The 26,294-nt window shown below is 35.4% G+C and carries 28 protein-coding genes, 1 tRNA gene and 1 pseudogene; 21 read left to right on the forward strand and 9 right to left on the reverse strand.

All coding sequences use genetic code 11. The features are described from left to right. The first annotated feature begins 57 nt into the window (after positions 1–57). The 3 genes from ACFSO7_RS04460 (at position 58) to ACFSO7_RS04470 (ending at position 2,762) form a co-directional block, all read left to right on the forward strand. A complete protein-coding gene (locus ACFSO7_RS04460) occupies positions 58–936 on the forward strand; it encodes a glycosyltransferase (RefSeq protein ID WP_377875673.1) in 879 nt (292 codons plus the stop codon). Between the two features lie 273 nt (positions 937–1,209). Then, positions 1,210–1,950: a sugar phosphate nucleotidyltransferase gene (locus ACFSO7_RS04465; RefSeq protein WP_377875675.1), complete on the forward strand. Its 741-nt coding sequence runs from the start codon at positions 1,210–1,212 to the stop codon at positions 1,948–1,950. Continuing rightward, positions 1,947–2,762 carry a hypothetical protein gene (locus ACFSO7_RS04470; protein WP_377875677.1) on the forward strand — a complete coding sequence of 272 codons (816 nt, stop codon included), beginning with the start codon at positions 1,947–1,949 and terminating at the stop codon, positions 2,760–2,762. The genes ACFSO7_RS04465 and ACFSO7_RS04470 overlap by 4 nt, the downstream gene beginning before the upstream one ends. 71 nt (positions 2,763–2,833) lie before the next feature. Here ACFSO7_RS04470 and ACFSO7_RS04475 read toward each other — a convergent pair whose 3' ends face one another. Then, complete coding sequence (locus tag ACFSO7_RS04475; RefSeq protein ID WP_377875679.1) at positions 2,834–5,125, reverse strand: ATP-dependent helicase; 2,292 nt, start codon at positions 5,123–5,125, stop codon at positions 2,834–2,836. A 187-nt stretch (positions 5,126–5,312) separates the two neighbouring features. Here ACFSO7_RS04475 and ACFSO7_RS04480 point away from each other — a divergent pair, with 187 nt between their 5' ends. Continuing rightward, entirely contained in the window at positions 5,313–5,549 is a 237-nt protein-coding gene (locus tag ACFSO7_RS04480) for a hypothetical protein (RefSeq protein ID WP_377875680.1), read from the forward strand. Positions 5,550–5,643: 94 nt separating this feature from the next. Here the strand turns inward: ACFSO7_RS04480 and ACFSO7_RS04485 are convergent, their stop codons facing one another. From ACFSO7_RS04485 to ACFSO7_RS04495, 3 genes are all read right to left on the reverse strand, one after another. Continuing rightward, positions 5,644–6,069, reverse strand: coding sequence for a GNAT family N-acetyltransferase (locus tag ACFSO7_RS04485; RefSeq protein ID WP_377875682.1), 426 nt, complete (start codon positions 6,067–6,069; stop codon positions 5,644–5,646). Positions 6,070–6,075: 6 nt separating this feature from the next. Next, the gene (locus ACFSO7_RS04490; RefSeq protein ID WP_377875684.1) at positions 6,076–6,588 is read right to left on the reverse strand and encodes a YjcG family protein; all 513 of its coding nucleotides are present in this window, start codon (positions 6,586–6,588) and stop codon (positions 6,076–6,078) included. Between the two features lie 122 nt (positions 6,589–6,710). Continuing rightward, positions 6,711–7,430, reverse strand: a complete 720-nt coding sequence (locus tag ACFSO7_RS04495; protein ID WP_377875686.1) for an alpha/beta hydrolase — start codon at positions 7,428–7,430, stop codon at positions 6,711–6,713. A gap of 257 nt (positions 7,431–7,687) precedes the next feature. Here ACFSO7_RS04495 and ACFSO7_RS04500 point away from each other — a divergent pair, with 257 nt between their 5' ends. From ACFSO7_RS04500 to ACFSO7_RS04515, 4 genes are all read left to right on the forward strand, one after another. Further along, a complete protein-coding gene (locus ACFSO7_RS04500; protein WP_377875688.1) occupies positions 7,688–8,698 on the forward strand; it encodes a TAXI family TRAP transporter solute-binding subunit in 1,011 nt (336 codons plus the stop codon). Positions 8,699–9,009: 311 nt separating this feature from the next. Continuing rightward, positions 9,010–9,540: a DUF1850 domain-containing protein gene (locus ACFSO7_RS04505; protein WP_377875690.1), complete on the forward strand. Its 531-nt coding sequence runs from the start codon at positions 9,010–9,012 to the stop codon at positions 9,538–9,540. A gap of 37 nt (positions 9,541–9,577) precedes the next feature. After that, a complete protein-coding gene (locus tag ACFSO7_RS04510; RefSeq protein ID WP_377876448.1) occupies positions 9,578–11,476 on the forward strand; it encodes a TRAP transporter permease in 1,899 nt (632 codons plus the stop codon). A 148-nt stretch (positions 11,477–11,624) separates the two neighbouring features. Then, positions 11,625–12,182, forward strand: a complete 558-nt coding sequence (locus ACFSO7_RS04515) for a cysteine hydrolase family protein (protein WP_377875692.1) — start codon at positions 11,625–11,627, stop codon at positions 12,180–12,182. A 239-nt stretch (positions 12,183–12,421) separates the two neighbouring features. On the opposite strand, the gene ACFSO7_RS04520 is transcribed toward ACFSO7_RS04515, so the two are convergent. After that, positions 12,422–12,493 (reverse strand) — tRNA-Val (locus tag ACFSO7_RS04520). A 183-nt stretch (positions 12,494–12,676) separates the two neighbouring features. Between ACFSO7_RS04520 and ACFSO7_RS04525 the strand changes: the two genes are divergently transcribed. After that, positions 12,677–12,946, forward strand: coding sequence for a hypothetical protein (locus tag ACFSO7_RS04525; RefSeq protein ID WP_377875693.1), 270 nt, complete (start codon positions 12,677–12,679; stop codon positions 12,944–12,946). Positions 12,947–13,124: 178 nt separating this feature from the next. On the opposite strand, the gene ACFSO7_RS04530 is transcribed toward ACFSO7_RS04525, so the two are convergent. Next, positions 13,125–14,324: an MFS transporter gene (locus tag ACFSO7_RS04530; RefSeq protein ID WP_377875695.1), complete on the reverse strand. Its 1,200-nt coding sequence runs from the start codon at positions 14,322–14,324 to the stop codon at positions 13,125–13,127. Positions 14,325–14,602: 278 nt separating this feature from the next. Between ACFSO7_RS04530 and ACFSO7_RS04535 the strand changes: the two genes are divergently transcribed. The 5 genes and pseudogenes from ACFSO7_RS04535 to ACFSO7_RS04555 all read left to right on the forward strand — a co-directional run bounded on the left by ACFSO7_RS04535 (position 14,603) and on the right by ACFSO7_RS04555 (position 19,336). After that, positions 14,603–15,133, forward strand: a complete 531-nt coding sequence (locus tag ACFSO7_RS04535; protein WP_377875697.1) for an RNA polymerase sigma factor — start codon at positions 14,603–14,605, stop codon at positions 15,131–15,133. Then, on the forward strand, positions 15,126–16,490 hold the full coding sequence (locus ACFSO7_RS04540; RefSeq protein WP_377875699.1) for a DUF4179 domain-containing protein: 1,365 nt from the start codon (positions 15,126–15,128) through the stop codon (positions 16,488–16,490). The genes ACFSO7_RS04535 and ACFSO7_RS04540 overlap by 8 nt, the downstream gene beginning before the upstream one ends. A 240-nt stretch (positions 16,491–16,730) precedes the next feature. Continuing rightward, positions 16,731–16,940, forward strand: a complete 210-nt coding sequence (locus ACFSO7_RS04545; protein ID WP_377876450.1) for an O-methyltransferase — start codon at positions 16,731–16,733, stop codon at positions 16,938–16,940. Positions 16,941–18,262: 1,322 nt separating this feature from the next. Beyond that, a pseudogene (locus ACFSO7_RS04550) lies at positions 18,263–18,394 on the forward strand (HAMP domain-containing protein); the annotation flags it as partial. A gap of 45 nt (positions 18,395–18,439) precedes the next feature. Continuing rightward, complete coding sequence (locus ACFSO7_RS04555; protein WP_377876452.1) at positions 18,440–19,336, forward strand: methyl-accepting chemotaxis protein; 897 nt, start codon at positions 18,440–18,442, stop codon at positions 19,334–19,336. Positions 19,337–19,855: 519 nt separating this feature from the next. On the opposite strand, the gene ACFSO7_RS04560 is transcribed toward ACFSO7_RS04555, so the two are convergent. The 3 genes from ACFSO7_RS04560 to ACFSO7_RS04570 are packed head-to-tail and all read right to left on the reverse strand — an operon-like array spanning position 19,856 to position 21,799. After that, the gene (locus tag ACFSO7_RS04560; protein WP_377875701.1) at positions 19,856–20,539 is read right to left on the reverse strand and encodes a hypothetical protein; all 684 of its coding nucleotides are present in this window, start codon (positions 20,537–20,539) and stop codon (positions 19,856–19,858) included. After that, positions 20,536–21,432, reverse strand: a complete 897-nt coding sequence (locus ACFSO7_RS04565) for an ABC transporter ATP-binding protein (RefSeq protein ID WP_377875703.1) — start codon at positions 21,430–21,432, stop codon at positions 20,536–20,538. Before ACFSO7_RS04565 ends, ACFSO7_RS04560 begins: the two co-directional genes overlap by 4 nt. Next, positions 21,410–21,799 carry a GntR family transcriptional regulator gene (locus ACFSO7_RS04570; RefSeq protein ID WP_377875704.1) on the reverse strand — a complete coding sequence of 130 codons (390 nt, stop codon included), beginning with the start codon at positions 21,797–21,799 and terminating at the stop codon, positions 21,410–21,412. Before ACFSO7_RS04570 ends, ACFSO7_RS04565 begins: the two co-directional genes overlap by 23 nt. 288 nt (positions 21,800–22,087) lie before the next feature. Between ACFSO7_RS04570 and ACFSO7_RS04575 the strand changes: the two genes are divergently transcribed. The 7 genes from ACFSO7_RS04575 to ACFSO7_RS04605 all read left to right on the forward strand — a co-directional run bounded on the left by ACFSO7_RS04575 (position 22,088) and on the right by ACFSO7_RS04605 (position 26,210). Continuing rightward, on the forward strand, positions 22,088–22,348 hold the full coding sequence (locus tag ACFSO7_RS04575; RefSeq protein WP_377875706.1) for a metal-sensitive transcriptional regulator: 261 nt from the start codon (positions 22,088–22,090) through the stop codon (positions 22,346–22,348). 157 nt (positions 22,349–22,505) lie between these two features. Beyond that, a complete protein-coding gene (locus ACFSO7_RS04580) occupies positions 22,506–22,733 on the forward strand; it encodes a sulfurtransferase TusA family protein (protein WP_377875708.1) in 228 nt (75 codons plus the stop codon). A gap of 58 nt (positions 22,734–22,791) precedes the next feature. Further along, positions 22,792–23,271 (forward strand): DsrE/DsrF/DrsH-like family protein, encoded by a 480-nt coding sequence (locus tag ACFSO7_RS04585; RefSeq protein ID WP_377875709.1) that lies wholly within the window; start codon positions 22,792–22,794, stop codon positions 23,269–23,271. 26 nt (positions 23,272–23,297) lie between these two features. Next, on the forward strand, positions 23,298–23,594 hold the full coding sequence (locus tag ACFSO7_RS04590; RefSeq protein WP_377875711.1) for a rhodanese-like domain-containing protein: 297 nt from the start codon (positions 23,298–23,300) through the stop codon (positions 23,592–23,594). Between the two features lie 53 nt (positions 23,595–23,647). Further along, positions 23,648–24,211 carry a sulfurtransferase TusA family protein gene (locus ACFSO7_RS04595; RefSeq protein WP_377875713.1) on the forward strand — a complete coding sequence of 188 codons (564 nt, stop codon included), beginning with the start codon at positions 23,648–23,650 and terminating at the stop codon, positions 24,209–24,211. Between the two features lie 40 nt (positions 24,212–24,251). After that, positions 24,252–25,379, forward strand: a complete 1,128-nt coding sequence (locus ACFSO7_RS04600) for an MBL fold metallo-hydrolase (protein ID WP_377875715.1) — start codon at positions 24,252–24,254, stop codon at positions 25,377–25,379. A gap of 54 nt (positions 25,380–25,433) precedes the next feature. After that, a complete protein-coding gene (locus ACFSO7_RS04605) occupies positions 25,434–26,210 on the forward strand; it encodes a sulfite exporter TauE/SafE family protein (RefSeq protein ID WP_377875716.1) in 777 nt (258 codons plus the stop codon). Positions 26,211–26,294: the final 84 nt, after the last annotated feature.

A 26,294-nucleotide genomic window follows, 5' to 3' on the forward strand; every position in this document is an offset into this window, starting at 1 on the left:
AAGCATTGTAAGATTCAAAGTTATTTAATTGTGAAAATTAATAAAGGAGTGAAACATTTGGTTAATAAGTCACTCGTTTCTATAGTGATACCTGTTAAAAATGAAGGTGAAAATATTAAAAATACAATTGATTCTGCTTTAAGTATTAAAACAGACTATGATTTCGAAATAGTGGTTGTAGATGATGCCTCTGAAGATGGCTGTTGTTCATTTCTGCACAATAATAATAATGAAAAAATTAGAATGTTCCGGACAGAGGGACTTGGACTTTCGAATGCAAAAAATGCCGGAGCTGAATATGCAAAAGGAGATATTTTAATATTTTGTGATGCCCATCTTTTTTTTGAAGACTACTGGATAGATAGGTTAATTGAGCCCATTCAAAAAGGTACTGCTGCAGCTACGAATCCAGGCATTGCAGATTCTGCTAACCCTACCAATATTGGATACGGTTATACATGGAACAAGGACCTTGAACCGAAGTGGAATACTGTGAAAAAAAAGAATCTTTATCCTGTTCCTTTATTAGCAGGTGGATGTATGGCGATATCTAGAGATGCATTTAGGGATGTTGATGGCTTTGAAAGGGGATTTAGAGTGTGGGGACATGAAGACGAAGAAATTTCATTTAAACTATGGCTTTTCGGTTATTCATGCTACATTGTTCCCGATGTAACGATATTGCATATATTCCGGCCACAAGCTCCTTTTGAATTGAATTGGGATCATATTAATTACAATTTATTAAGGATGGCCTTGTTACATTTAGATTTTAAACGTGTAATTAAACTATCTAATTTAATTAAACATAGCAATAAGACAAAATTAATGGCGGAGGTATTGCTAAGCGATATACTTGAAAAACGAGCCATTTACGAGAAAAAGAGAAAACATGATGATAATTGGTTTATGGATAAATTTAATATCCCTTTTTAAATTTTTAATTCTTTAGATGTCTGCATTGTCGTAATCGTTGCAGGCATTTTTTATTAAATATCTTTGGTCAAGCTTTTATTTTCAATAAGTACTTAATATAAATTTTTTGTGACTCTGAAAAGTGTTAATTGTATGTTTGAAAAGTTGACTTTCCACTTTGTAGAATTGCGAGGAAAATGAATAAACGGTCTATCACTTATTAAGAGTTTTTAAAATACTTTATATAATAAAATATTTTATGCGATTTTTCGCCATAAAAGGAGGATATAACATTTGGATAAAATTGGTTTAATTCCATGTGCTGGAAGAGGAAGTAGACTTTCTTTACCTTTTTCAAAAGAATTATTCCCAAATGTTCATACATTAGCTTATAGCCCTATTATATTGTACACAATTAATGCTATGAAAAGTGCTGGAATAAAACATTTTGTGATTACAATTAATCCTCAGAAAATGGATATTGTTAAATTCTTAGGAAATGGAAAAAAATTCGGTGTTTCAATATATTATTGTGTCCATCCTGAACCGCGCTCATTGCCACAATCTCTAGATGAAGCTTACAATTTATTAAAGAATAAAACAGTAGTATTTGCTATGCCAGATACATTTATAAAACCTTCGAATTATCTTCAATTATTATTAAACACTCACGAGAATGACCAAAAATCTGAAGTAACTCTAGCCTGTTTTCAAACAAAGAATCCATCTAAGTTTGGTATGGTTGATTTTTCAGAGGACACTGAAAACGTTATATCTATTTTGGATAAGCCGTTATCTACGAACTTAAAATGGATGTGGGGGGCAATGGTATGGAGCCCTGAATTTACGGAAGCACTTCATCAATTTGTAATAAATAAAAGTGATGAAGACAGTAGCGAGAAGGAACTCGTTTTATCCGATGCTCTACTACCATTAATAGAACGAAATAAAGTAAAAGCATATTGTTTTCCTGATGGCACGTATATGGATTTAGGTACGTATAACGAAATACAAGAATGGAGTAAAGGGGAATGAAAAACCTTGAAGTAGTAGAAAGGGGAAATCCTATGAAAAGAATTTGTATTGCAATACCTGTACATGAAAAAAGAGAATTAATAATAGAATTGTTGGAAAACATCAAGTATTTCTGCCCAAACTCATCTGTTGTTTTATTTCAAAGCGGCAATGATCCTGAACTATGTAAGGACCTTGGAGTACCTGTGTGTCCGACCTCATTTCCATTAACGTGGGGACAGAACTTTCCTTGGTTCTTTTTAAATGTGATGGAATGGTTAGAACAAATCCAACATCCATATGATTATTTAGTTAACATTGATTCTGATGCACTATTTATTAAAAAGGGATTTGAAGATTTTATTCTAACAGAGATGCAGGAATATGATTATATGGCTACTAGATTTCAGGAGCCAGAAGATTTCTGGGTTCCGGGTCTGTCAATGAAAAAAGTATGGCCACTTTGGCAACAAATTTTTAAAAGAGAAACCTTTCATGCAAGTTTTGCGGTTGGGCAAGTATTTAGTAGGAAATACGTAAACGAAATTTTAAATTATAATAAGCTTGATTTGATTAAAGTATTTATGAAACTAACTGAAAAAGAAATTTTTGCACTTGAAGAAATGCTCTTTGCTACTTTAACTTTTACTCTCAATATAAAAGCAAAACGTTACCCCAGAAACGTAGATGCTAGGAATAGAGTTCACACTCCATTTACAGTAGAAGAAGTAAAATCAATGATAGAGGCAAATGAAGAAACTTATTTTATACATCCAGTAAAAAGAGAGATAAATAATCCTGTAAGGGAATATGCGAAAAAATTAATGATTTGATCTGATTGATGGAAGTTTGAGATAAAAAGAGGAGCTTTATTAGCTCCTCAAAAAGGGTAAACTATTTTCAACTACAGGATATTTGATTTTACTAATAAATGCTTTAAAAATCGTGACCTATTTGCATTTCTCCCACGCCTATTCTCCAAAATAGACATAAACAAATTCCGCTTCGCCCGCGTTATCGCCACATATAATAATCTTCTCTCTTCCTCAAGTGCTCCTACATTCCCATTACGATATTCTTCTAAAGCAAAATCGTGTGGAATACTACCATCAACGACTCCAAGTACAAATACCTTTTCGTATTCAAGACCTTTCGCACGGTGAATGGTACTTAAAGTAATCGCTTGATCAAGGTTTTTACTGATTATTTTTATTTCTTTATTTTGAGCGGAGATATGCTCTGCGTGTAATAAAAACTCCTGAATATTTATAAAGGATCTGGCAGCAACCTTTAAGTCTTTCAAATCATCTGACCCTTTTTCAATTTTGTTTCCTTCACTGCCACGCTTCTTTAGGTAGTCTTCAAATCCAATATCTTTTGCAATTCGCTCGATCGCATGGACAGGGGAGAGATGCTTCAAAGAACGAATAATACTTGGTAGAGTTTTAAGTTTTTTGTCCTGAAAAGCAAAGCTTGTTTTGACAACTGATAAAGACTCTAACATACTACAATCGTTTAAAATACTGTCTGCTTTAATGTCTCGTAACACTCCTTGTCTTAAAAATAAGCTCGGAAGAATGGTGTTTAATGCTTCTGAATCATCTTCATTTATACTCAGTTTCAAATAAGCAATTACGCTCCTTGGAATAAAGCGATCATAGAAGGATTCGGCATCCTGAGTGATTCGAAACGGTAGATTCGAAGTGACTAAACGCTCAAATATTGCTCGTGAGCTAGCATTTGTTCGAAATAGTATCGCAAAATCAGAAGGCTTTGCCCCTTTACTAATTCTTTCCTGAATTTCTGTTACGACCATGGTTGCTTCCTCTTCCTCATCATACGGATAGAAGAGAACAGGAGGTTTTTCAGTTGAATATTGTGCACTCATCACTTTTGACCGCCTCTTCTTATTATGAGCAATTACATCGTTTGCGACGGTGACAATCTCATGTGAAGATCGATAATTTTCTTCAAGTTTTATGACCTTCGCATTGGGAAAATCCTGTTCAAATTGGAGCAAATATTCAGGGTCGCTGCCGCGAAAGGCATAGATTGATTGGTCGTCATCCCCAACCGCAATGACATTTTTATTAATCTCTGACAATAGTTTCATAAGCTCATATTGTACTTTATTAATATCTTGAAACTCGTCGATTAGGAAGTAGTGGAATCGCTGCTGATATTTTTCGAGAAGATGGCGATTTTCTATAAATAATTGATAGCACCCAACAAGCATGTCATCAAAATCAAATTGCCCCTCTTTTTGTTTAAATTCTTCATATTTTTTATAGAGAAAAGCTGTTTGTTCTTCCCATTTTGATTGAGATTTTACCTTATATGGTAGGATGAGAGAATTTTTCCAATAGCCAATTTGTTGTAGGGCAAGATCAAAGGCAAATTCCTTCTCGTTTATATCTAGTTCCTTTGCTGCTTCACGAATGATTCTTTCTTTTTGCCAGTCTTTGTTTAATATTTTCGCTGAATTCCATTTTTCTGGTTCGTGATGCATTAAGATTCGATAAAAAATGCTATGAAAGGTACCAGTAACTAAACGATTAATTTGATTCGCCTGTATGTCAGGATACTGATTAAGGCGCATTTTCATTTCACCAGCAGCTTTTGAGGTAAATGTCACAAGCATCATCGTACTTGGGTCGATCTTTTTTTCACGGATCATATAAGCTGTTTTCGTTGTTAATACTCTTGTCTTCCCACTACCAGCGCCAGATAAAATGAGTAGTGGTCGATCTGAATCAAGAACGGCTTGAGTTTGATTGAAATCAAGAGGAAATCCAGCTTGAAGGAGCTTTTGAATGTAAGGATCCGTTTGATGGGATGTATCAACTTTATTTTTGCAAAACGTCACTTTGACAGGTAAAAGCTTAGCTCTTCGGAAGGTAGTACGTGAAGTTTGATCTTCCGATATATTCCTACTTTTCGGAATGCGGAACCCATTTTGCTCTGTAAATTCGATCTTTTCAATTATGGTTGTTTCTTCTGTTTCACATGCTTCTATATGTGGACTGCTATGAAAAAAATAAGGTGCCTTTTTCATCCCAATATAAAGCTGGACTGATTTTTGACAGACTGAACAAGTTAACCTTTCCTTTTTACCTGCCAAATAAAGTTGATGAAAAAGTTCACGTGGATAGGTTTCAAGATTGATTTTTTCATTGTTTACAATGGCTATTTGCATAATGGTTCCCCTTGGTTTTAATTCACATGGCTAATCATATCAAATATCAAAGATAACCTAAAGAGGAATTCAGGGAACAAGTGTGGAAGTATTAGGTAATAGATATTTAAAATTAGGCATAATATAGGTAAAAATGTGGAGCTGCTAGTACCTGCGATAGATAATTTCCGAAAAAGTGGGTGAGAAAGTGGGGTACTTATTACCATTAACACCGTATCAAGAAATGCAATATCAAAATCGAGATATGAAGTTCACTAGCCGTTATGTACAAACATTTCCAATTGCACCCTTACAACGAGTTGCCCGAGAAGATCATTTCAATCACGATCCAAGACATAAAACCTTTCGAAAAAAAACAAATGCTGAAATGAAGCTGATAGGTGAAATTACAGGGAAGGGGATATATTTTGATGAATGGATATGATAAAAGTGAATGCGCTCATGTAACTCCGACAGCCTATACGTCTCGAAAAGTACTCTTGCGCTGGAACATTACAATGAAGAAAACTCTTGTCATGTTAGACAAGAGTTTTCTTCATTGTTTTATGAGGAATTCCTGCATCTAGAAATTCTTCCGATACGATTTCATAACCAAGACTTTCGTAAAAAGGGATGGCTTGGGTTTGAGCATTTAGCTTCAAACTTGGAATTTGATTCGCTTTAGCAAAATCTTCTATGCCACGCATAATTTCTTTTCCAGCACCTGTGCCACGTGCTTCTTTGCGCACGCAAATTCGCTCGACTTTACCGATTCCATCTAGGACACGAAATCGGCCCGCACCTATGGCACGCTTGTCGCTGTATAAAATAAAATGAGTAGCGTCGTCCTCGTATTGGTCAATTTCTTCTTCTTCTGGAACCTTTTGTTCGGCAACAAATACTTCTTTTCGAATCGAAAAGGCATCTTGTAATTCTTCTGCTGTTGTAACAATTTTTAACTTCATTAATGATTATTCCTTTCCAAGACGAAATGTTTCATAAACTGTCCATGAGCCATTATCTAGCTGGTATAACAAATGGAAACGATCCACTAGTTCCTCATGGTTGAAGTTGTGCATTCTTAAAGCACCATATACATCAGAATGTTCATCATTTGATAATTTTTGTCCGATTGTTATATGGGGGACGAATGCATATTCTGACTGACTATGATCTAATTTTTCATTAATTTCATTATGCAGTTGTACGAGTACATCGCTCGTTTCTACCTTCATATAAATCACATTATTTACTGGATGAAAAGAGCTATATTTCGTTGATTTTAAGGAGAATGGTTCATAATTGTTAGCAATTTCTTTCAGTTGATTCGCTAAATCTTTCACTTCAATATCTGTTGCAGTGAAGGCATTTTTTAATGTTAAATGCGGAGGGATTAACGAGTAATGTGGATCATATCGCTTTCGATAAGAGTTCGCTAAATCTTGAAGTTTTTTAGATGGAAAAATTACTACTCCATAATTCATTTCATTACCTCCAAAAGATTTTATTTTGAATCACATGAAAAGAAAACATTATTATTTCTAAATATTATAACAAAAATTTGAATGAAATGTTTGATTTCGACAAAATGAGCCAAAAAACAGGACTATCTTAGTAAATGCGACAAAGCTCGTTTTAAATCTGGCTGCCAATAGGTCCAAGTATGGTCTCCATTGAATTCATCATAAAAATAAGGAAAGTTCTTTTCTTTGAAAATCGTTGAAAGCTTTCGGTTTGCCTCCAAAAAATTTCGTTCCTTTTCGTTTCTTGTTGGTACGTCGGTTTCTTCTGTTCCGACCACATGGTAAACATCAAGTAAATGAGTTTGATCAAATTGCTGCACTCTCGTTAGTACCTCTTCATTTACATATGGTGACTGTAGAATTAATTTTCCAAATGTATGCGGATAGTCAAGTGCAGCTAGCAATGAAACAGTTGCTGCAAGAGAATCACCTAGAAGAGTACGTCCCATTCCCATTTGAAAAGAGGGAAATTCACGATCCAAAAAAGGAACGAGCTCATGGGCTAAGAAACGAATATAGGCTTTATGCTTCCCACCATCGGGATGATATTTCTGCCTCCTATCTTCCACATCTCGATAAGGCAGTCCGATGATGATGGTATTCGCCATTTCTTTATTATGTAATAGTTCATCCGTCATTCGTCCAATACGTCCAAGTTGGAAATAATCTCGTCCATCTTGAGCGATAAGTAATTGATACTTATATAAAGGCGAAAAGGATGAAGGTAAATAAATGAGCATCTGAACCTCTTCTTGCAGTTCCTTACTATATAGCTGTATATCTTTTGTCAATCCTCTATTCATTTAAAATCCTTCCTTTATTCATGTTTATCTCTTCTTCTACGAAGGTTATCAAAATTGTATCACATAATTTTTAGCATTGTTAAAATAGTGGATTTTCATGCTTACATTTAATACACTTTTTTTTACTGAAAAAAGTAATACAGAAAAAAATTAAAATAGTGAAATAACTTCCAAAAAAATATTTATTTGACAATTTTGTATATTTATATGGTAAAATCAATTAGTATTCAGAATTTTATAAAAAAGGGGGAAGTGACTTGAAAAGAAAAAGCTTTCTTTTAATGACTATGTTTGTTTTAATCGTTTCCATGTTTTTAGCAGCTTGTGGAAGCGACAAAACGAATGGTGATGATGAAAAAGGGAAAGACGATGACAAAGTGGTAGAAACCGAAAAACCGAAATATATGAGTATCGTAACCGGCGGTACAGGTGGTACTTATTATCCATTAGGTGGTTCTTTAGCGAATATTATTAAAGATGAAACTGGGATTGAAACCAATGCGGAAGTATCAGGTGCATCTGCTGAAAACATGACCACATTAAAGGATGGAAATGCTGAAATCGCTTTCACACAAACAGATATCGCTTCTTATGCAAAAGATGGAAAATTAATGTTTGAAGGTAACGTAGTAGACAATGTTTCAGCAATTGGGACACTTTATCCTGAAACGGTGCAAATTGTAACAACTTCAAAATCTGGGATCAAAACGGTTGCGGATTTAAAGGGGAAAAAAGTATCGGTTGGAGCACCAGGTTCTGGAACATTTGCTAATGCTGAACAAATTCTTGAAGTACATGGGATTACAATGAAAGATATTGATGCAAAACATTTATCTTTCGATGAGTCTACGGCAGGTATTCAGGATGGTTCAATTGACGCTGCATTCGTAACAGCTGGAACTCCTACAGGAGCAGTTGAAGGGTTAGCTGCAACAGAAGAGGTTGTCATCGTGCCTGTTGAAGTTGACAAAGCTGATGAGTTAATTGCTAAATATCCATATTATGCGAAAGAAGAAGTACCATCTGGTGTTTATGGGTTAACTTCTGCCGTTCCAACAGTGGCAGTACAAGCAATGTTAGTCGTTCGTGATGATTTAGCAGATGACCTTGTTTATGACATTACTAAAGCTGTGTTTGAAAATACGGATAAAATTGCGCACGCAAAAGGAAAACTGATTAAAGCTGAAAAGGCTTTAAATGGAGTAGGAATCAAAGTGCATCCTGGAGCGCAAAAATACTTTGAGGAAAAAGGGATTAAAGCAGAGTAAGTTTATCCTAAAGAGTAAATAAGTATTTGACCGGCTGCTTTACCTTAATGGTGAAAGGCCGGTCAAATTCACTTAATAAAAGATAGTATTCATAATTTATTTAGACTGGGAAAATTGTCAAGCTCCAGCGTCTAGCCCCGACATACAGGATGTACTAGTGTCGACAATGCGACAGGACGTCATGATTTTGTCGACCTCGAGATCAAATGTTCTCCACCCAAAAAGTCAAAGAACGTCTTTCCGTGTGGAGAAGGATTTGCTTGTCGGGGCTGTTCAAGGCGCTTGCGCTTTTCTTTATGGTGGGGGTCATTTTGATTCATTTATTGATGAAAAAGAAGAGAATTTATTTAGTATCCCTCATTTTTATAATCATAGCCATAATTCTATTCTTACCATACAAACAAGCGCTAGTCTTTGAATATCAAAACACAGGTAAAGTGCTTGTATTCCTTCCTTTAAAAAGTCATGACACTTTTAAAATGAAATACACCCATTCGATTCACCTCACAAGTGTAGTTGAAAGCTACGCGATAACGAAAAAAAAAGAAATTAAACAATACGAACTTATGTATGAAAATTTCGCAATTGGAATGCCTTCCGATGCAGGGGAAGGAGAAGTTTTTGAAGAAAAAGATGGTAAGTACTACATAAAAAATATGAATCGAATCTTTCCTTCATTCGACTTGAGAGTTGGAAAGGTGAGGGCGAATCATACAATCATCTATAAAAATAAAGAGTATCCCTTATCGAAAAGTATTACCCCTGGAACCTGGATACGAATCCACGTGAAAAGGGTAAATATGATAGAGAGCTTAAAAGGAGTGAATATTCTTGAGTTATAATGAAGGAATATTATCAGAAGAACAACAACAAGAAATCATGGAAAAATACGATCCAGAAGCGGGTACGAGAAAATTAACGGGTGTCATTAGCTGGATTGTCTTCCTAGGACTTTTAGCTTTTTCACTCTTCCAGCTCTACACGGGAGTCTTCGGGCAGTTAACAGCTCAATTGCAAAGAACCATCCATTTAGGTTTTGCATTAGCACTCATTTTCTTACTTTACCCAGCTCGTAAAAAGAATTTGAAAAAGAACAAGGTCGCTTGGTATGATATGATCTTGGCTTTAATTGCGATTGTCGTCGGATCCTATTGGCCCCTTATGATCGATGACCTAGTTATGAGGGTAGGGCGTTTAACGGATCTAGACTTTTATGTTGGTCTCGCTGCTATTTTATTAGTATTAGAAGCAACTCGTCGAACGGTTGGCTTGCCAATTACTATTATTGCCACGATATTTTTGGGCTACGCGATTTATGGTCCTTATATGCCAGGATTTCTTGCACATCGCGGATTGGATTTGCACCGTTTAGTCCAAACGATGTTTTTTACAACTGAAGGGATATTAGGTACTCCTCTTGCCGTATCGTCTACCTTTATCTTCTTATTCCTTTTATTTGGCTCTTTCCTTGTAAAAACAGGTGTAGGACAATATTTTAACGACTTAGCTGTTGCGATTGCTGGAAGAAGCGTTGGTGGACCAGCTAAAGTAGCGATATTCTCTAGTGCCTTACAAGGAACAATTAGCGGAAGCTCTGTTGCTAACGTTGTCACTTCAGGTGCTTTTACCATTCCAATGATGAAAAGGCTGGGGTATAAAAAGGAATTTGCTGGTGCGGTAGAAGCGGCATCCTCAACAGGTGGACAACTAATGCCTCCTGTCATGGGAGCTGCAGCCTTCTTAATGGTTGAGTTCATTGGTGGGATAAGCTATTGGGATATCGCCAAAGCGGCTGCCATTCCAGCGATTTTATATTTTACAGGAATTTGGATCATGACTCATTTTGAAGCAAAACGTTTAGGACTTAGAGGTCTGACAAAAGAAGAAATGCCTGACAAAAAGGAAATTATCAAGGATCTTTATTTATTACTTCCGATTGTTGCAGTATTAATTCTATTGATGACTGGAATGAGCGTCATGCGTTCAGCTCTTTGGTCCATTTTAATAACGGTTGTCTTAAGTGGGCTGAAGAAAAAGACAAGAATGGGTTTTAAAGGAATCATTGAAGCTTTAGTAGATGGGGCAAGAACGGCTTTAGCTGTTGCTGCTGCGACTGCTTCTGCAGGGATCATTGTAGGGGTAGTGACAAAAACAGGACTAGGATTGAAATTAGCAAATGGTTTACTTGATCTTGCAGATGGTAAATTGCTATTGATTTTATTCTTCACGATGATTGCTTCATTAATATTGGGTATGGGAGCTCCAACGACTGCAAACTATGTCATCACATCTACGATTGCTGCACCAGCGATTATATTAATGGGAGTACCTGATTTACCTGCCCATTTATTTGTTTTCTATTTTGGTATTATTGCTGATATCACTCCACCGGTAGCCTTAGCAGCCTTTGCAGCAGCAGCCGTTTCGGGCGGGGAACCAATAAAAACCGGTATCGATTCATCCAAGCTTGCGATAGCCGCTTTTATTATCCCTTACATGTTCGTGTTATCACCGGAGTTACTGATGATCGATACAACTTGGACTTATTTAATTTGGATTGTCTTTACTGCTTTAGCGGGAATGACTGCGATTGGAGCAGGAATCATTGGATATTGGTTCAGGAAGCTTGTATGGTATGAGCGACTAATGGGGATCGCTGGTGGTCTATTATTGATTTATCCAGAAGGGGTTACAGATATTATTGGTCTAGGATTACTATTTGTAGTCATTGCATTGCAATTCATGAATAAGCGTCAAAATATGAAGTTAAGTGTTTAATAGGGGGAGGGTTTGACTTCTGATCGAGCTAGTCAGCCCTTTTTTTGCCGAAAAGTCTATATTAAATGTAAGCTTGAAAAATTAAAGGGAGAACGCATAATTAAATAATTAATATTGCGTTTTTCTACATTTGAAAGGGGAAAATCATTTGAATCAACTATTATTAATCGTTGATGCTCAACAAGAATTAATTGATGGAAATCAAGAAGAGAGTGCGGTATTCAAAAAAGAGCAGATTATTAGGAATATTAATATAGCGATTGAAAAAGCAAGGGAATCCAATGTTCCAGTTGTGTTTGTAAGAGATCTCGATGTTTCTGAAGGAAAAGGTAGAGGATTTCAAGTTCACAATGAAATTATTATACCTTCGGAAGCGAAGTTTATCGATAAATCTGCAACAAATTCCTTTCATGGGACAGATCTACTAAATCACTTACGATCTCAAAAAATTGAACATGTTGTTGTTATGGGCTGTAAAACACAACACTGTATAGATAGTGTAGTCAGAACAGCCACTATTAGTGGTTTGGATGTAACTTTAGTCGGTGATGGGCATTCAACAACGGACAATGATGTTTTAAATGCAGAACAAATCATAAAGCATCATAATAGTACTCTTCATGGTCATTACAATGTCGAGCACTTTTCAGTTGTCAGAAATGTAAATGAAGACTTGTTCCGTCCAATTCATGACTCATATAGGTGATATAACTCTAAAAGCGGTACTAAAATATACGGTTCCATTAAACAATTATCAGGCGCGTTTATTTAGAAACGCGTCTTTTTTATTGAATTGTACCCTTGGGTTACACCAACTGAAGAAACGGTAATAGAATAATTAAGAATGTGCATTTTCAGTAGTATTCAGTTTTTACACAGAATGCTTCAAGAACTGAAAAAGCCCCAATCCCTTGTCTATCAAGGAATTGAGGCTTTCGGGTTGTATGACCTGTGAGGGACTTGAACCCCCGACCCCTTCCCTGTCAAGGAAGTGCTCTCCCACTGAGCTAACAAGTCAAAATATTATATAAGGTACATTTCTAATTATATGAAAAAACGAAAAAATGTCAAGAAAAATATAGTTTTTATGTATATTCTTAGTATTATGGAAGATAAGGCTATTCCTTCAGTAGGTAAATAGGATGTTGAAATAGATTTTATACTAGATTAAAAAAAGTGAGAAAGTAGGAGCAAACAACAATGGATATTCTTTATACACTTATCATGGGGATTATTTTTCTAACTCCTCCCATTTTAATTCCCTTCTTTAAAAAGAAATGGGGATGGTTTATTACGGTAATCATGGGTTACGCTCTTTATATATTGTGGGGAATCTATCTCCATTTTACTGCTGATCCAACTGAATACGGGACGGGCTACGGTATGTTGATTCTTCCATTTCTGATTTTTATTAGTATAGTGGGATATTTTATTCAGAAAGATTTGGATAAAAATAAGAGGAAGTCATGAATCTGTATGCGATGGAACAAGAGGTCATCAAATTCTAGCAAATTGGTGAAACCATGGTTAATAATAAGGATATGTATCCAGCTTAAGATGTTCGTGTTGTAGATAAACAGTAGAAATGAACAGCCCAAATCGCTTAGTGAACTGGGCTGTTGTCTTAATTTACTACAATTATTTATTACTATATTTCCCTAAGTTTTATCTGCTTATTTTTATTAGCTAAACGTTTCTGCCACATAATCGTTACAAACATTGTAAAGATTAGAAAAATAAGTCCCATTATAAACGGATAGATAATATTAACATCATATAACATTCCCGCCAGAGTGGGTCCTAAAACATTTCCGATACTCATGTAAGAGTTATTCATGCCCATTGCGAAGCCTTGTTCATTTCCAGCCATTTTGGAGATAAGTGTATTTAAAACAGGTCGAAGAATGGAAGTAGCAAGAAAAATTAATAGTGTAACTCCAAAGAAAAGTGTATAGGTAGATGCAAGAAGAGAAAGGAGAAAACCTAGCGTTGATACTCCTAAAAAGATAATTAAGACTACTCCTTCACCAAAACGACTCACGATACGATCAACGACAAAAAGCTGCACAATGACACTTACAATACCCGTTGATGTTACCATTAACGCAATTTGTTGTGGAGTTGCACCAAATTGATTATCAACGAATAGACCAAGAACGGATTCGTATGCCATTAAACCAAAACTCATTACGAGGGTAATAATTAACGGAATAAAATAAGGCATCTTCACAGAGCGAATCATCTTTCTAGCCATGGATTCTTCATCCTTTGGAAAATCCTTTGTATCTGAAGTTTTACTTTCTTTCAGAACATAGATAGAAAATAATACGGCAATAAGTGAAACAAGTGCAGAAATCAAAAGTGGAATCTTTAATCCATAATCAGCTAAAAAACCTCCTACGCCTGGACCAATAACAATACCCAGTGACATGGCAGCAGATACTAAGCTATTACCTTTTGCTCGTTGATTTACTGTAGTAATATCAGCTACGTAAGCAAAAATAGCTGGAACAAGCAATGCTGCTCCAATTCCGCCAATAATACGTGAAGCATAAAGCCACCAAATTGAATTAAAGCCATAGAATACGAACATGGAAATCGTCAAACCTATTAATCCATAAATAATCATTTTTCTGCGTCCATATTGATCAGCCCATTTTCCCGCAATAGGAGAAAAGATTAATTGCGCACCTGCAAATAGGGCAATCATTAACCCAGCAGCAGTACCACCTTGGTTAATGGACTCTAAATATGCAGGTAAAATAGGAATAATAATACCAAAACTTCCAATCGCAATAAACATATTAATCATCAATATTACGATCTTTTTTCGTTGTTCAGTATTCATGTTGATCACCTCTTTTTCTTTATATAGTGGAATTAACTCATTTCTTTTATAGTCTTGTATATTAATAATTTACATAATTGGGAAATCCGCAACAATTCAAGACTAAATAAAAAGTCAATTGTACTTTAATAACATACAATTGTCAATCACTCATAATTCTTAAACACAAACGTCATTACAATCAACTTATGATAAAGAACATAAATATAAATTCCTGTGAACCAAACGATGATAATTAGACTCTAATAATTGAAAAAAACAAAAGGAGGAATTAAAGTTTGAATCCTGAAGCGTTAGTGATCCGTGTACAACAAGGAAATAAAGAAGCATTTGTGCAGTTGATTAAAGGGATGGAGCATTCACTTTACAAGATTTCAAAAGCGATACTACTTTCTGATTCTGAATGCTTGGATGCTGTACAAGAGACATTGTTAATTGCTTATACGAGAATTGATCAAGTGCGGGAGCCTAAATTTTTCAAGACGTGGATTACCCGAATTCTAATTAATGAATGTAATAAAATTCGAAAAAGCCAAGCGAAAATCGTAAAGTTGGAAGGTGTAGTGGAGCCTTCTGTCGTTGAAATACGTGATTCGATTATGGATTTGCAAAGTGCTATTAATGGGTTAGAGTCTGATCTACGGATTGTGATTACGTTATATTATTACGAAGATTTATCGATTAAAGAAATAGGGTCAATCCTAGACATTGCTGGGGGAACGGTAAAGTCGCGGTTAAACAGGGCGAGAACGAAACTATTTCATCTATTAAATACGAACCAAACAGAAGGGAGATTGCTTCATGAATAGAAAATTAGAGGAGCAGCTGCACGCCTGGGGAAAAGAGAATGAGAAGGTGCCAGAAATTTTCTCAAAAGGGCTGGAAGAGGCATTGAATAATCTACCCGAATTACATAGTCCAATTGTACGAACGAAGGCGAAAAAGAATAAGTTAGCTATAAAAGTAACAGCGGTCTCCGCAGCAGCACTCACCATTGGAGTTATTGGTTCAGGTTTCCTCTCTCCGGCAATGGCAAACGTTTTAAAAGAAGTTCCATTTATTGGGTCTGTCTTTGGCGATTCTTCTGATTCTTCTTTGAAAAAAATTGAAGAGAAAGGGCTTGCCTCCAAATTAAATGAGACAGTTACCGACAACGAGGTATCACTTACCATTACGGAAGCATATTTCGGGGGTGGGCGTTTAGCGATCGGATATATTATTGAAACGGACAAAATGGAACTAGAGTCTTTTGGAAAGGCTAAAGGGATTCCGTTATCTTATAAAGCTTTGCTAGATGGACAATCCTTCGCTCATTTGACAGAATTTGAACAAAGTGTGGAAGATGGAGTAGCGCGAGGCATTATGGATGTTGGAGTAGGAAACGTGTCCGACTTATCAGAGGAGCCAAACTTAGAACTTCGTGTAAAGGAAATTAATGGTATAAAAGGCTCGTGGAATTTTAACATAAAGGTAAGTAATAAGCAGACAAAGGCGGCCACTACTTCCTTTACTCCAATGGTCTCGACTACATGGGAGAATGCTACATTTGTAGTGGAAAAAGCGGAATTCACTCCAGCGGGGTCCCAAATTGTGATTGACAGAACACTTCCACGAGATGAAAAGGATAACTACTCCTTTGTTGTTTATGATGAAAATGGTACTTCACTAGGGTTTGCTGGTGGTTCCGGCAGTGCCATCATTGACAAAGGAAACGGGATTGTGAACTTTAAAGACACCATTTTACTTCCAGGTCGTGACACAGCACCTAAGGGCTTGGTCATTGAAGTATTTAATAATCATGGAGAAGTATATGATCCTACTCAATCTGAAATGGTGACATTGAATTTAGATGAAACAAAACTGCCATACACCATTGACTATCCTAATGAAAGTGAATTAATTATTACAGGATTTGAACAATTACCAGATAAAACCGTTCTCAATTATGATATAAAAGGAAGCTTAGGTCTTCAAAACACCTTTATCATGCTCGAGGATCAAAAAGGTGAAAGAATGACACCAAAAATGGACGCACAACGAACAACCATAGACCAACTATCATTCAAAAGGGAATTTGATAAAACTTCAGGCGCCATGAAATTAATAACTGAGGTAGTAAAAAATAAAGTAGAAAGTAAACTGATTAAAATGGATTTTGAAGATTAAATTTTGGGTAACAGAAAGTTCTCGTAAACAAATTAAAATTATTATTCATATGAAATGGATATACAAAGAAAATCCCTGTGGAGAGAGTTTCTCCTCGGGGATTTTTTTGAACCCTTTTTGTGAAAACTGCCAGGGAGTATGATTAAAGAAAAAAACTTTCTCCATAGGATAGCGAATGCATTTTTAGAGATAGTGAAATTAATACGTTCAACGATTAAGCGATAATTATAGTTTCAATCAATTAATTCTAAAAAAACAAGTAAAGAGAAAAAGAAATTTGATTTTCTTATCGATGTAGACAAAGAAAATTACCTAAAGCTTAGCATTGAATTGGCGGAATCTAGTGCTTTAATTGTTACTGATAATGTTCTTGCAGGCGGTAGTGTATTAGATCAGGCTATTACTTCCAGACAATATACTGAAATAATTAAAAATTTAATAGAAAGGTAGACAATCATCACTGATTGAAATCTCTCCTTATTCCAATCGGTCACGGGATGATCATTTGGAAGGTGAATGATGTAGAGAAAAAACATATAAAAATAGAGTATGAGTTATTATCGAATTGGAAGAAGGTGATGTTCAACCTTGCATCTCAGAGATGATTTTCACTTATTTCTCTGACTCCGACTCTCACCAACCACCAGTCTCTTTTTTGCGAAATTACATGCAAAATACTGTTGTTAAACCTACCATCTCTCTGTAATTGAACATATTTATTTTTAATTTACTGCAATTTACTAATTTGGAATATTTTTATTGTAAAATATTAATTTCAAATCTAGAAAAAAAGGCTTATGATATAATGTGTGAATTATCAAAATAGAGAAACACATTTGAACGGAGGACATTCAGTGAAACTAGGCACTAAAGTTTCGGTTTTTTCAATTTCTACCATTGTATTAACTGTCATTCTACTATTTATTTTTACAACTCAATCTGAAAAAACATTGTTAGAAAATCAAATGGAATCAGATTCCGCTAATCAACGGGTTCAGTTAATGAACGCTTTTGAAGCAGATGAAGTCGTCTTGCAGTCTTTAAAAGATAATTTAAAAACAAATTATTTAAAGCTTGCTAAGGCAGTAAGATTCCAAATTGAAACACAGGAAAATCCCTCTGTTGATTATTTAAAGTCATTAGCCCAATCCATTGGTGTAGATGAAATTCATATTATTAACGAGGAGGGAATATTAATTAACAGCAATAGCCCAAATTTCATTGGCTACGACTTCTCGTCAAATGAACAATCTTCTGTCTTTTTGGAGGGAATTGAGAACAAAAGCTTTGAGTTGGCCCAAGACCCAAGTACCCGTGGGGCGGATAATAAAATGTTTATGTATGTCGGGGTTGCCAGTTTAACAAAACAGGGTGTGATCCAAATCGGATTAACCCCAACGGAATATCAAGAGATGGTGGACTCAATAAATTACCAGGATTTAATTTCTACTCATACTTTTGCTGATACTGGATTTACCTATATGGTAGATCAAACTGGGGTGATAATTGCCCATCCAGATGAAACTTTAGTTGGAAAAAAGATCACTGAAATCTCAGAATTAAAAACATTATCTAATGATAAAAAAGGAACGATTGAAACTTCCGATTATTTTATTACGTATGAACGAGATGAAAAAGGTAATCTTTTTGTTTCCCAAGTTCGCCCTAATGAGTATTTATCTAAACTTAAAGCAGTAAAGCTTGCTTTTGGATTAACAGGGGGCATAATGGTTGTCATTTCGATTCTAATTCTAATTTCTCTCTCTAATATAATGATTAAACGACCTATTCAAACGGTAATCCAGCAAATACAGCGAATCGCTGAAGGGGATTTAACGGTAGAATTTACTACGAAGAGGAAAGATGAATTTGGGATTCTTTATCACCATTTGAAGGATATGACAACAAATTTGAGGAATTTGGTTGGACAAATTGCCGAAGGTTCACAAATGGTTGCAGCAACTTCTGAACAAATCTCAGCAACAAGTGAGGAATTTTCGAGGGCAAATGAAGAAATCACTAAATCAATTCACACGATTTCATCAGAGAGTGATTCACAGGTTTTAAACATACAGAATGCCAATGATTTTATTCAGCAACTTTCTACTCAAATGAACCAAATATCTCATAATGTTGGGAATGTGAGAGAATATGCTATCTCATCTTCCTCAACTGCGGAAGAAGGAAATGCAATTGTTGTGAAAATAAGTGAGCAAATGTCACTAATGGATTCACACGCATCCGAAACCGAGAGCATAATCCATACATTGGAGAACAAATCCGCTCAAATAGGCGAAATAGTTTCAATCATTTCAAGCATTTCCAATCAAACCAATCTACTTGCCTTAAATGCGGCGATCGAAGCAGCACGAGCAGGAGAACACGGAAAAGGATTTGCGGTTGTAGCAGAAGAGGTTAGAAAACTAGCAGATCAAACGGTCAATGCAGCAGCAGAGATTAATGACCTTATTATGGAAATACAAAAGGATACAAAGGATGCAGTAGAATCTATGAATTCAACTAGTTTAACAGTTAATGAAGGGGCAAAACTGGTGAATTCCGCAGAAAAGGCATTTTTAAATATTTCCCAATCTGTGCAGCAAGTGGCAGGACAGATTAAGGATATATCGCAAATAGTTGCTGAAAATAACGAAAATACTGACACAGTTACAAAGGCAATTCAATCGATTCTTAAATCAGCTGAAGAGTCTTCAGCCTATTTCCAAAACATTGCAGGAGCATCAGAAGAACATCACTCCTCTGTGGAGGAAATTACAACAGCAACCAATAATCTATCTAAGCTTGCTGACGAGCTTCAAAACTCAATTAATAGTTTTAGAATATAATAGAGTAATTAGAAAAAAGTTAACGTATCTGGACTTCTGTCCTTATCGTTAGCTTTTTCTATTTTTATCAAAGAGAGTGTTGAAATTTGCAATAGTAAATAAATTGATACCAACGGGGGGAGGTAAATAGCTAATAAGTTTATTGAAAAGGTGAGGCAACTCTTGTGAAAACTAAATACAAAAAGGATGTTAGAAGATTGCTAAGAATATCTGTCAATTAAAAAGTGCTTGAGCGTAACACTCCTTATTCTGCTGAATTAAATACAAAATGAGGAGTGTTTAATATTTATATGATTTTGTATATCCGTAAAGTTGTTTCAAATAAAGTAATTCTCATAATATCTGTATTAAGTTACTTATTTTCTATTTATCTCACATGTTTAATAGGACTATCGCATTTGAATTGTTTAAAAAAAAGAAACTGACAAGCTATTAAAGGTTCTGCCGACTTTTCTCTAATTTGAAGCTACCAGATATGGTATGAAGTAATATGTTGGTTCCCCCTACTCGATTACACAATTAAACAGTTGCTCTTCTCAATAGCACAAATGTAAGCAACATATATAATAATGTAGGAAGAATGAGCCAATATGCAATTTGAACAGCAGTAAACTTTGCAAACCATTGAAAAATATCCATCCAAACTCCATTATAAGTTACTAACAAAGCTACAACGCTTAAAACTAATAATATAGAAATGATCGCAATAAGAAGGCCTTTTGCACCAAAGCGACGAGATGTACTAGATATTAGTAATCCGATAAAAAATAAATTTATTAACAAGATAACATACGTTGTCAATTGTTCCAAAAGTGATCCATCATTTAAATAGGGAAAGTGAAAGAAATGTACCTTGCCGCCCCACCCATTTGTAGCATTTTCAATAACTGAAAGGATTACTAACATGATTCCAAACAATATATTTATAGCGACACCCATCACTACTGTGCCAAGAAAATAATCCGTTCTTCTAATGGACATTCCGATTGCATAAGGAAATGTTTGCGTCACAACAATGATCCCCATGACCAACATATAGAAAAAGATGTACGAAACCCCTCCGGTATACATTTTCTCATCACTTGAAATAAGCAGACTAACGATTAAATTTAAAAGAAACACCGAGAAGAGAATGATGTTTGGTATTAAAAACCATGCCCATTTATCTCTTAAGTACATTCTTAACACACCTTGAAAATTCATTGAGCAATCGCTCCTTCACGTGTAGGTTTTTCCTTCGTCAAATGGACGACCAATTGCTGTATGGATACTGGTGAAATTTCAAGTCCACAAACGACGGCTTGATTATGATCCATACTGTTCTTATTTTGAATGACGGTAGCAGAGAGCAATCCACCAAAAGTCTCCCGATGGATTACTTCCTTGTCTCTAATATATGTTTCTACTCTTGCCGCTTGCCCGGTTACAGTAAATGCGATACCTCGTAAATTTTCCGCTTCTTCATTTATGATTAATCGGCCTTTGTCAATGACTAATATATGTTCAAGTAAAGAATCTACCTCATCAATCAAATGGGTCGACAAGATGACAGTACGTGGATATTCCGAGTAATCCTTCATCAACCTGTCATAAAATAAATCTCTTGAAACTGCATCAAGACCTAAATAAGGTTCATCAAAAATCGTTATCGGTGCTCTACTAGCAAGGCCGATGATTACCCCAACTGCTGAGTGCATTCCCCTTGATAGTTTCTTTGGTTTACATTTTAAAGGGAGATTGAAATCTTTAATTAAGGAATAAGCTAAATTCTCATCCCAATTTGGGAAAAGTGATTTAGATACTTTTAAAATATCATGAACACAGAAATTATCTGGATATTTTTGACTTTCTTTGATAAAACAAATTTTGCTTAGTACATTACTGTTTTCTTCTGGATTCTCACCAAAAACTTTTAATTGACCACTAGTAGGGAACTCCTGTGCAGAAATCATTTTCATTAATGTTGTTTTACCTGCACCATTTCTTCCAAGTAAACCGTAAATTTTATTTTCTTCTATTGTAAAATTAATATCTTCAATCGCCTTAAATTCCCCGTATGACTTATTAAGTTGTTTAATTTCGATTACCTTTTTCATTCCTTTCCATCCCCTCTCCAACCATGTTTGTCAACTGATCAACTGTAATTCCTAACTTTTTTGCTTCATGGATCATTGTGATTACATACTGTTCAAAAAACTGTTCTTTCCGTTTGTTAATGACTATTTCACGTGCCCCAGCTGCAACAAACATTCCGATCCCCCGCTTTTTATATAAGATACCTTCATCCACCAATAAATTGACACCTTTGGCTGCAGTTGCAGGATTTATTTTGTAAAATGCGGCAAATTGATTTGTCGACGGTACCTGTGATTCTTCCGGCAACCCACCTTCGATAATGTCATCCTCAATACGCTCCATAATTTGCAAAAAAATGGGCCGGCCATCGTCAATTAACTGTTTCATATTCTCACCACCACATTGGTTAGTTACTTATGTAATTAACCATATAACAGTAAAAGAATAGAGTCAATAGGCTTTATTAGATAAAGTTGATTTTTTAAAATATTTTGATTACAAAATCTAAAAAAGGTTTAGAATCAATGTTACGGATAATTCGAAAGAAAAAAGAGAAATATGATAGTCTAACTAGCATTGACAATATACCTATAAGGGTATAATATAATCGATGTACTAAAAAAACCAACAGTAATTGTACTTGTATAAAAAATTCTTATGGAAAGGAGAACAATAATGGAGTACAACGACCAAATAAAAAATCGAGTTAAACGTATGGAAGGCCAACTTAGAGGGATTTTGAAAATGATGGAAGAAAACAAAGATTGTAAAGAGGTCATAACGCAATTGTCAGCTGTACGCTCAGCGGTAGATCGGACAGTTGGTGTAATCGTAAGTTCAAATTTAGTTGAATGTGTTCTAGAGGCTGAAAAAGATGGAAAAAATACGGACGAGTTAATAAAAGAAGCTGTCAACTTGCTTGTAAGAAGTAGGTAATAAGAAAAGCGGAAAGCGCCTGTTTATTGGCTTTTGACTTCAAGCCGAGGGCGCTTGTAGCTGGCCAATTTTGATAGAAAGGGTTGACACCTTTTTTTTCTTTCTTTAATATACCTATAGGGGTAATGGTAAATAATAAACTAGGAGGAAATTAATAATGAATGTAAATAAATTGTTGGATGCAAAAGGATTAGCTTGTCCGATGCCAATCGTAAAAACGAAAAAAGCAATAGTCGAAATCGAATCAGGTCAGGTATTAGAAATTCACACGACCGATAAAGGTGCAAAAAATGATTTAACAGCCTGGGCTAAATCAGGTGGACATGAACTATTGAAACATGAAGAAGAAAATGATGTGTTCAAGTTTTGGATTAAAAAAGGCTAATTTTTATAAAATGAAAAATACCCATATGGGTAAAAATAAACAACTAGGAGGAAAACAAATGACAGAAGAGAAAAAGACAACGATCGTATTATTTAGTGGTGACTATGATAAGGCGATGGCAGCCTATATTATTGCAAATGGTGCAGCAGCATACGATCATGAAGTAACCATCTTCCATACTTTTTGGGGATTAAATGTATTACGTAAAAACGAAAATATTGAAGTGAAAAAAGGATTTATGGAAAAAATGTTTGGAAAAATGATGCCTAGAGGTGCAGAAAATATGGGACTATCAAAAATGAACTTTGCCGGCTTTGGTCCTAAAATGATTAAAGATGTGATGAAAAAACACAATGCGTTGCCGCTTTCTCAATTAATTGAAATGGCACAAGAGCAGGATGTAAAATTAGTAGCTTGTTCGATGACCATGGATTTGTTAGGACTGCAAAAAGAAGAACTGTTGGATCAAATTGAATACGCAGGAGTTGCCGCTTATTTAGCTGATGCACAGGATGGTAACGTAAACTTATTTATCTAAACTATTTTAGGGAGGAGAATTTTACGATGAAAGAAATGACTGCGAAAGAAGTAGAGTTATTATTAAATGAGAGAAAGGTCTTAAATATAATAGATGTGCGTGAAGTGGAAGAAGTAGCATTAGGGAAAATACCTGGGGCAGTAAACATACCATTAGGGTTAGTCGAGTTTCGTATGCACGAATTAGATAAAACTAAAGAGTATATTATGGTGTGTCGTTCAGGAGGAAGAAGTAGTCGCGCTACACAATTCCTTGAAAGTTATGGATTAAAGGTCATTAATATGGCAGGTGGAATGCTTTCTTGGGAAGGAAGCATAGGGTAAATTTTTTTATATAAAACAATACCCCTCGCGGTATAGAAACTGGAGGAATGAAGATGGCGAATATGAGAGCACATGAAATATTAGATGCAAAGGGACTAGCATGCCCAATGCCTATTGTAAAAACAAAAAAGGCGATGAACTATTTAGAGGCTGGTCAAGTAATCGAAGTTCAAGCCACAGATAAAGGGTCAAAGGCTGACCTTAAAGCTTGGGCAGAGAGCACGGGGCATCAATATTTAGGTACGTTAGAAGAAGGTGATGTTTTAAAGCATTATTTGCGCAAATCATCGGGTGAAGAAATAATCGAAAGACATCATCCAAACGTAGTCAGTAATGATGATTTAGAGAAGAAATTAAATGAGAATATAATTATCCTCGATGTTCGGGAAGTTGCTGAGTATGCCTTTAGCCATATTGAAAAAGCAATCTCGATCCCATTGGGAGAATTGGAAGATCGATTGAATGAATTGAACAAAGAGGATGAAATTTTTATTGTATGCCGTACAGGAAGCAGAAGTGATCTAGCAGCTCAAAAGTTAACAAAGAATGGTTTTACAAATGTTTTTAATGTCGTACCGGGTATGAGTCATTGGAAAGGACAAACAAGTAAACTATAATTTTTTTGGAAAAAAATATACCATAGGGGGTAGTAGGAACATGTCAGTAATTGTAATGACTTCAAAAGAAGTAACTAAAAAAGTAATGAATAAAGAAGAATTATTTATTTTAGACGTACGCAATGAATCTGATTTCAAAGATTGGAAAATTGAGGGGGAGAACTTCGAATATTTAAATGTTCCATATTTTGATTTACTTGATGGTGTGGAAGGAATTTTAGAAAAAATTCCTTCTAATAAAGAGGTTTTGGTTGTTTGTGCGAAAGAAGGTTCATCGATATACATTGCTGAAATGCTTTCTGAAGCTGGCAAGACTGTTTATTATTTAAAAGGTGGCATGAAGGCATGGAGTGAATATTTAGAACCAGTTAAAATTGGGGATTTAAGTGGTGGCGGTGAAATCTATCAGTTTGTCCGAATCGGAAAAGGCTGCCTTTCATATATGATTGTCTCAAACGGTGAAGTTGCTATTATTGATTCAACTAGAGTGACGGAAATCTATCTTGAATTTGCAGAAAGCATTGGAGCAAAGATTACTCATGTATTTGATACACATCTACATGCCGATCATATTTCGGGAGGTCGAATGATCGCGGAAAAAACGAATGCAACTTATTGGCTGCCACCAAAGGATGCAATGGAAGTAACATTTGAATTCCAACCATTGGAAGATGGGAATAAGGTGACAATTGGTAACATTGCCATTGATATTCATGCATTACACACTCCAGGACACACCATTGGATCGACTTCTTTTGTGGTTGACTCAAAGTTCTTACTCTCAGGCGATATTTTGTTTATTGATTCCATCGGGAGACCAGATTTAGCTGGTATGGCGGAAGACTGGGTTCAAGATTTAAGAGAAAGTTTATATTCACGTTACAGAGAATTATCTGAGGATCTAATCGTTTTACCTGCACACTTTATGATTATCGCTGAATTAAACGAGGATGGAAGTGTATCTGAAAGATTAGGTACCTTATACGCAAGAAATCATGGTCTAAACATTGAGGATGAAAATGAATTTAGAAAGCTAGTGACAGAAAACTTACCACCACAACCGAATGCATACCAAGAAATTCGTCAAACAAATATGGGGAAAATGAGACCAAATGAAGAGCAACAACGAGAAATGGAAATTGGACCAAATCGTTGTGCAGTAAGATAAAAAGATACCTATTAAGGGACCCTGTTCAGGTTCCTTATTGGGAAGGAGGACAAGATGGATATACAATTAATGATTTCCATTTTCTTCATTGGTTTTGTTGGCTCATTTATTTCTGGAATGTTAGGAATTGGCGGATCGATTATTAATTTTCCTATGCTGTTGTATATCCCCGTCGTTCTAGGTGTTGGTCATTTTACAGCACATGAAGTATCAGGAATAACCGCGATTCAAGTGTTTTTTGCAACGATTAGCGGTGTTTGGGCATATCGAAAAGGTGGTTTTCTAAATAAAAAATTAATAACATACATGGGTATTAGTATTTTGCTTGGAAGTTTTATTGGAGGTTTTGGTTCTACGCATTTGCAAGAGGAAGGAATAAATATTGTTTACGGCATTTTAGCGATTATCGCTGTTGTATTAATGTTTGTTCCTAAAAAAGGAATTGATGCGATTTCTCTTGAAAAGGTAAAGTTTAACAAATGGATTGCGGCGACACTTGCATTTTTTGTAGGAATTGGAGCTGGGATTGTAGGGGCAGGAGGAGCCTTCTTGTTAGTTCCAATCATGCTTGTCGTTTTAAAGATACCTACAAGAATGACAATTGCTTCTTCGTTAGCGATTACACTTATTTCTTCAATTGGTTCAATTACCGGGAAAATTTATACAGGTCAAGTGGATTTTTTACCGTCCCTGATAATGGTTATCGCCAGTTTAATTGCTTCACCAATAGGTGCAATTGTAGGGAAAAAAGTGAACACAAAGATTTTACAAATCATTTTAGCTTTATTAATTTTTGCAACAGCGGTGAAAATTTGGATAGATATTATTTGATTTTGGAAACAGTAACTAACGGTCATCATAAGAGGTTTATGGTGACCATAAACCTTTTTCGAAAACATTTGACTTTTAAATCCT

Source organism: Bacillus sp. CGMCC 1.16607 (assembly GCF_042683745.1).
Taxonomy (GTDB): Bacteria; Bacillota; Bacilli; order Bacillales; family Cytobacillaceae; genus Pseudoneobacillus.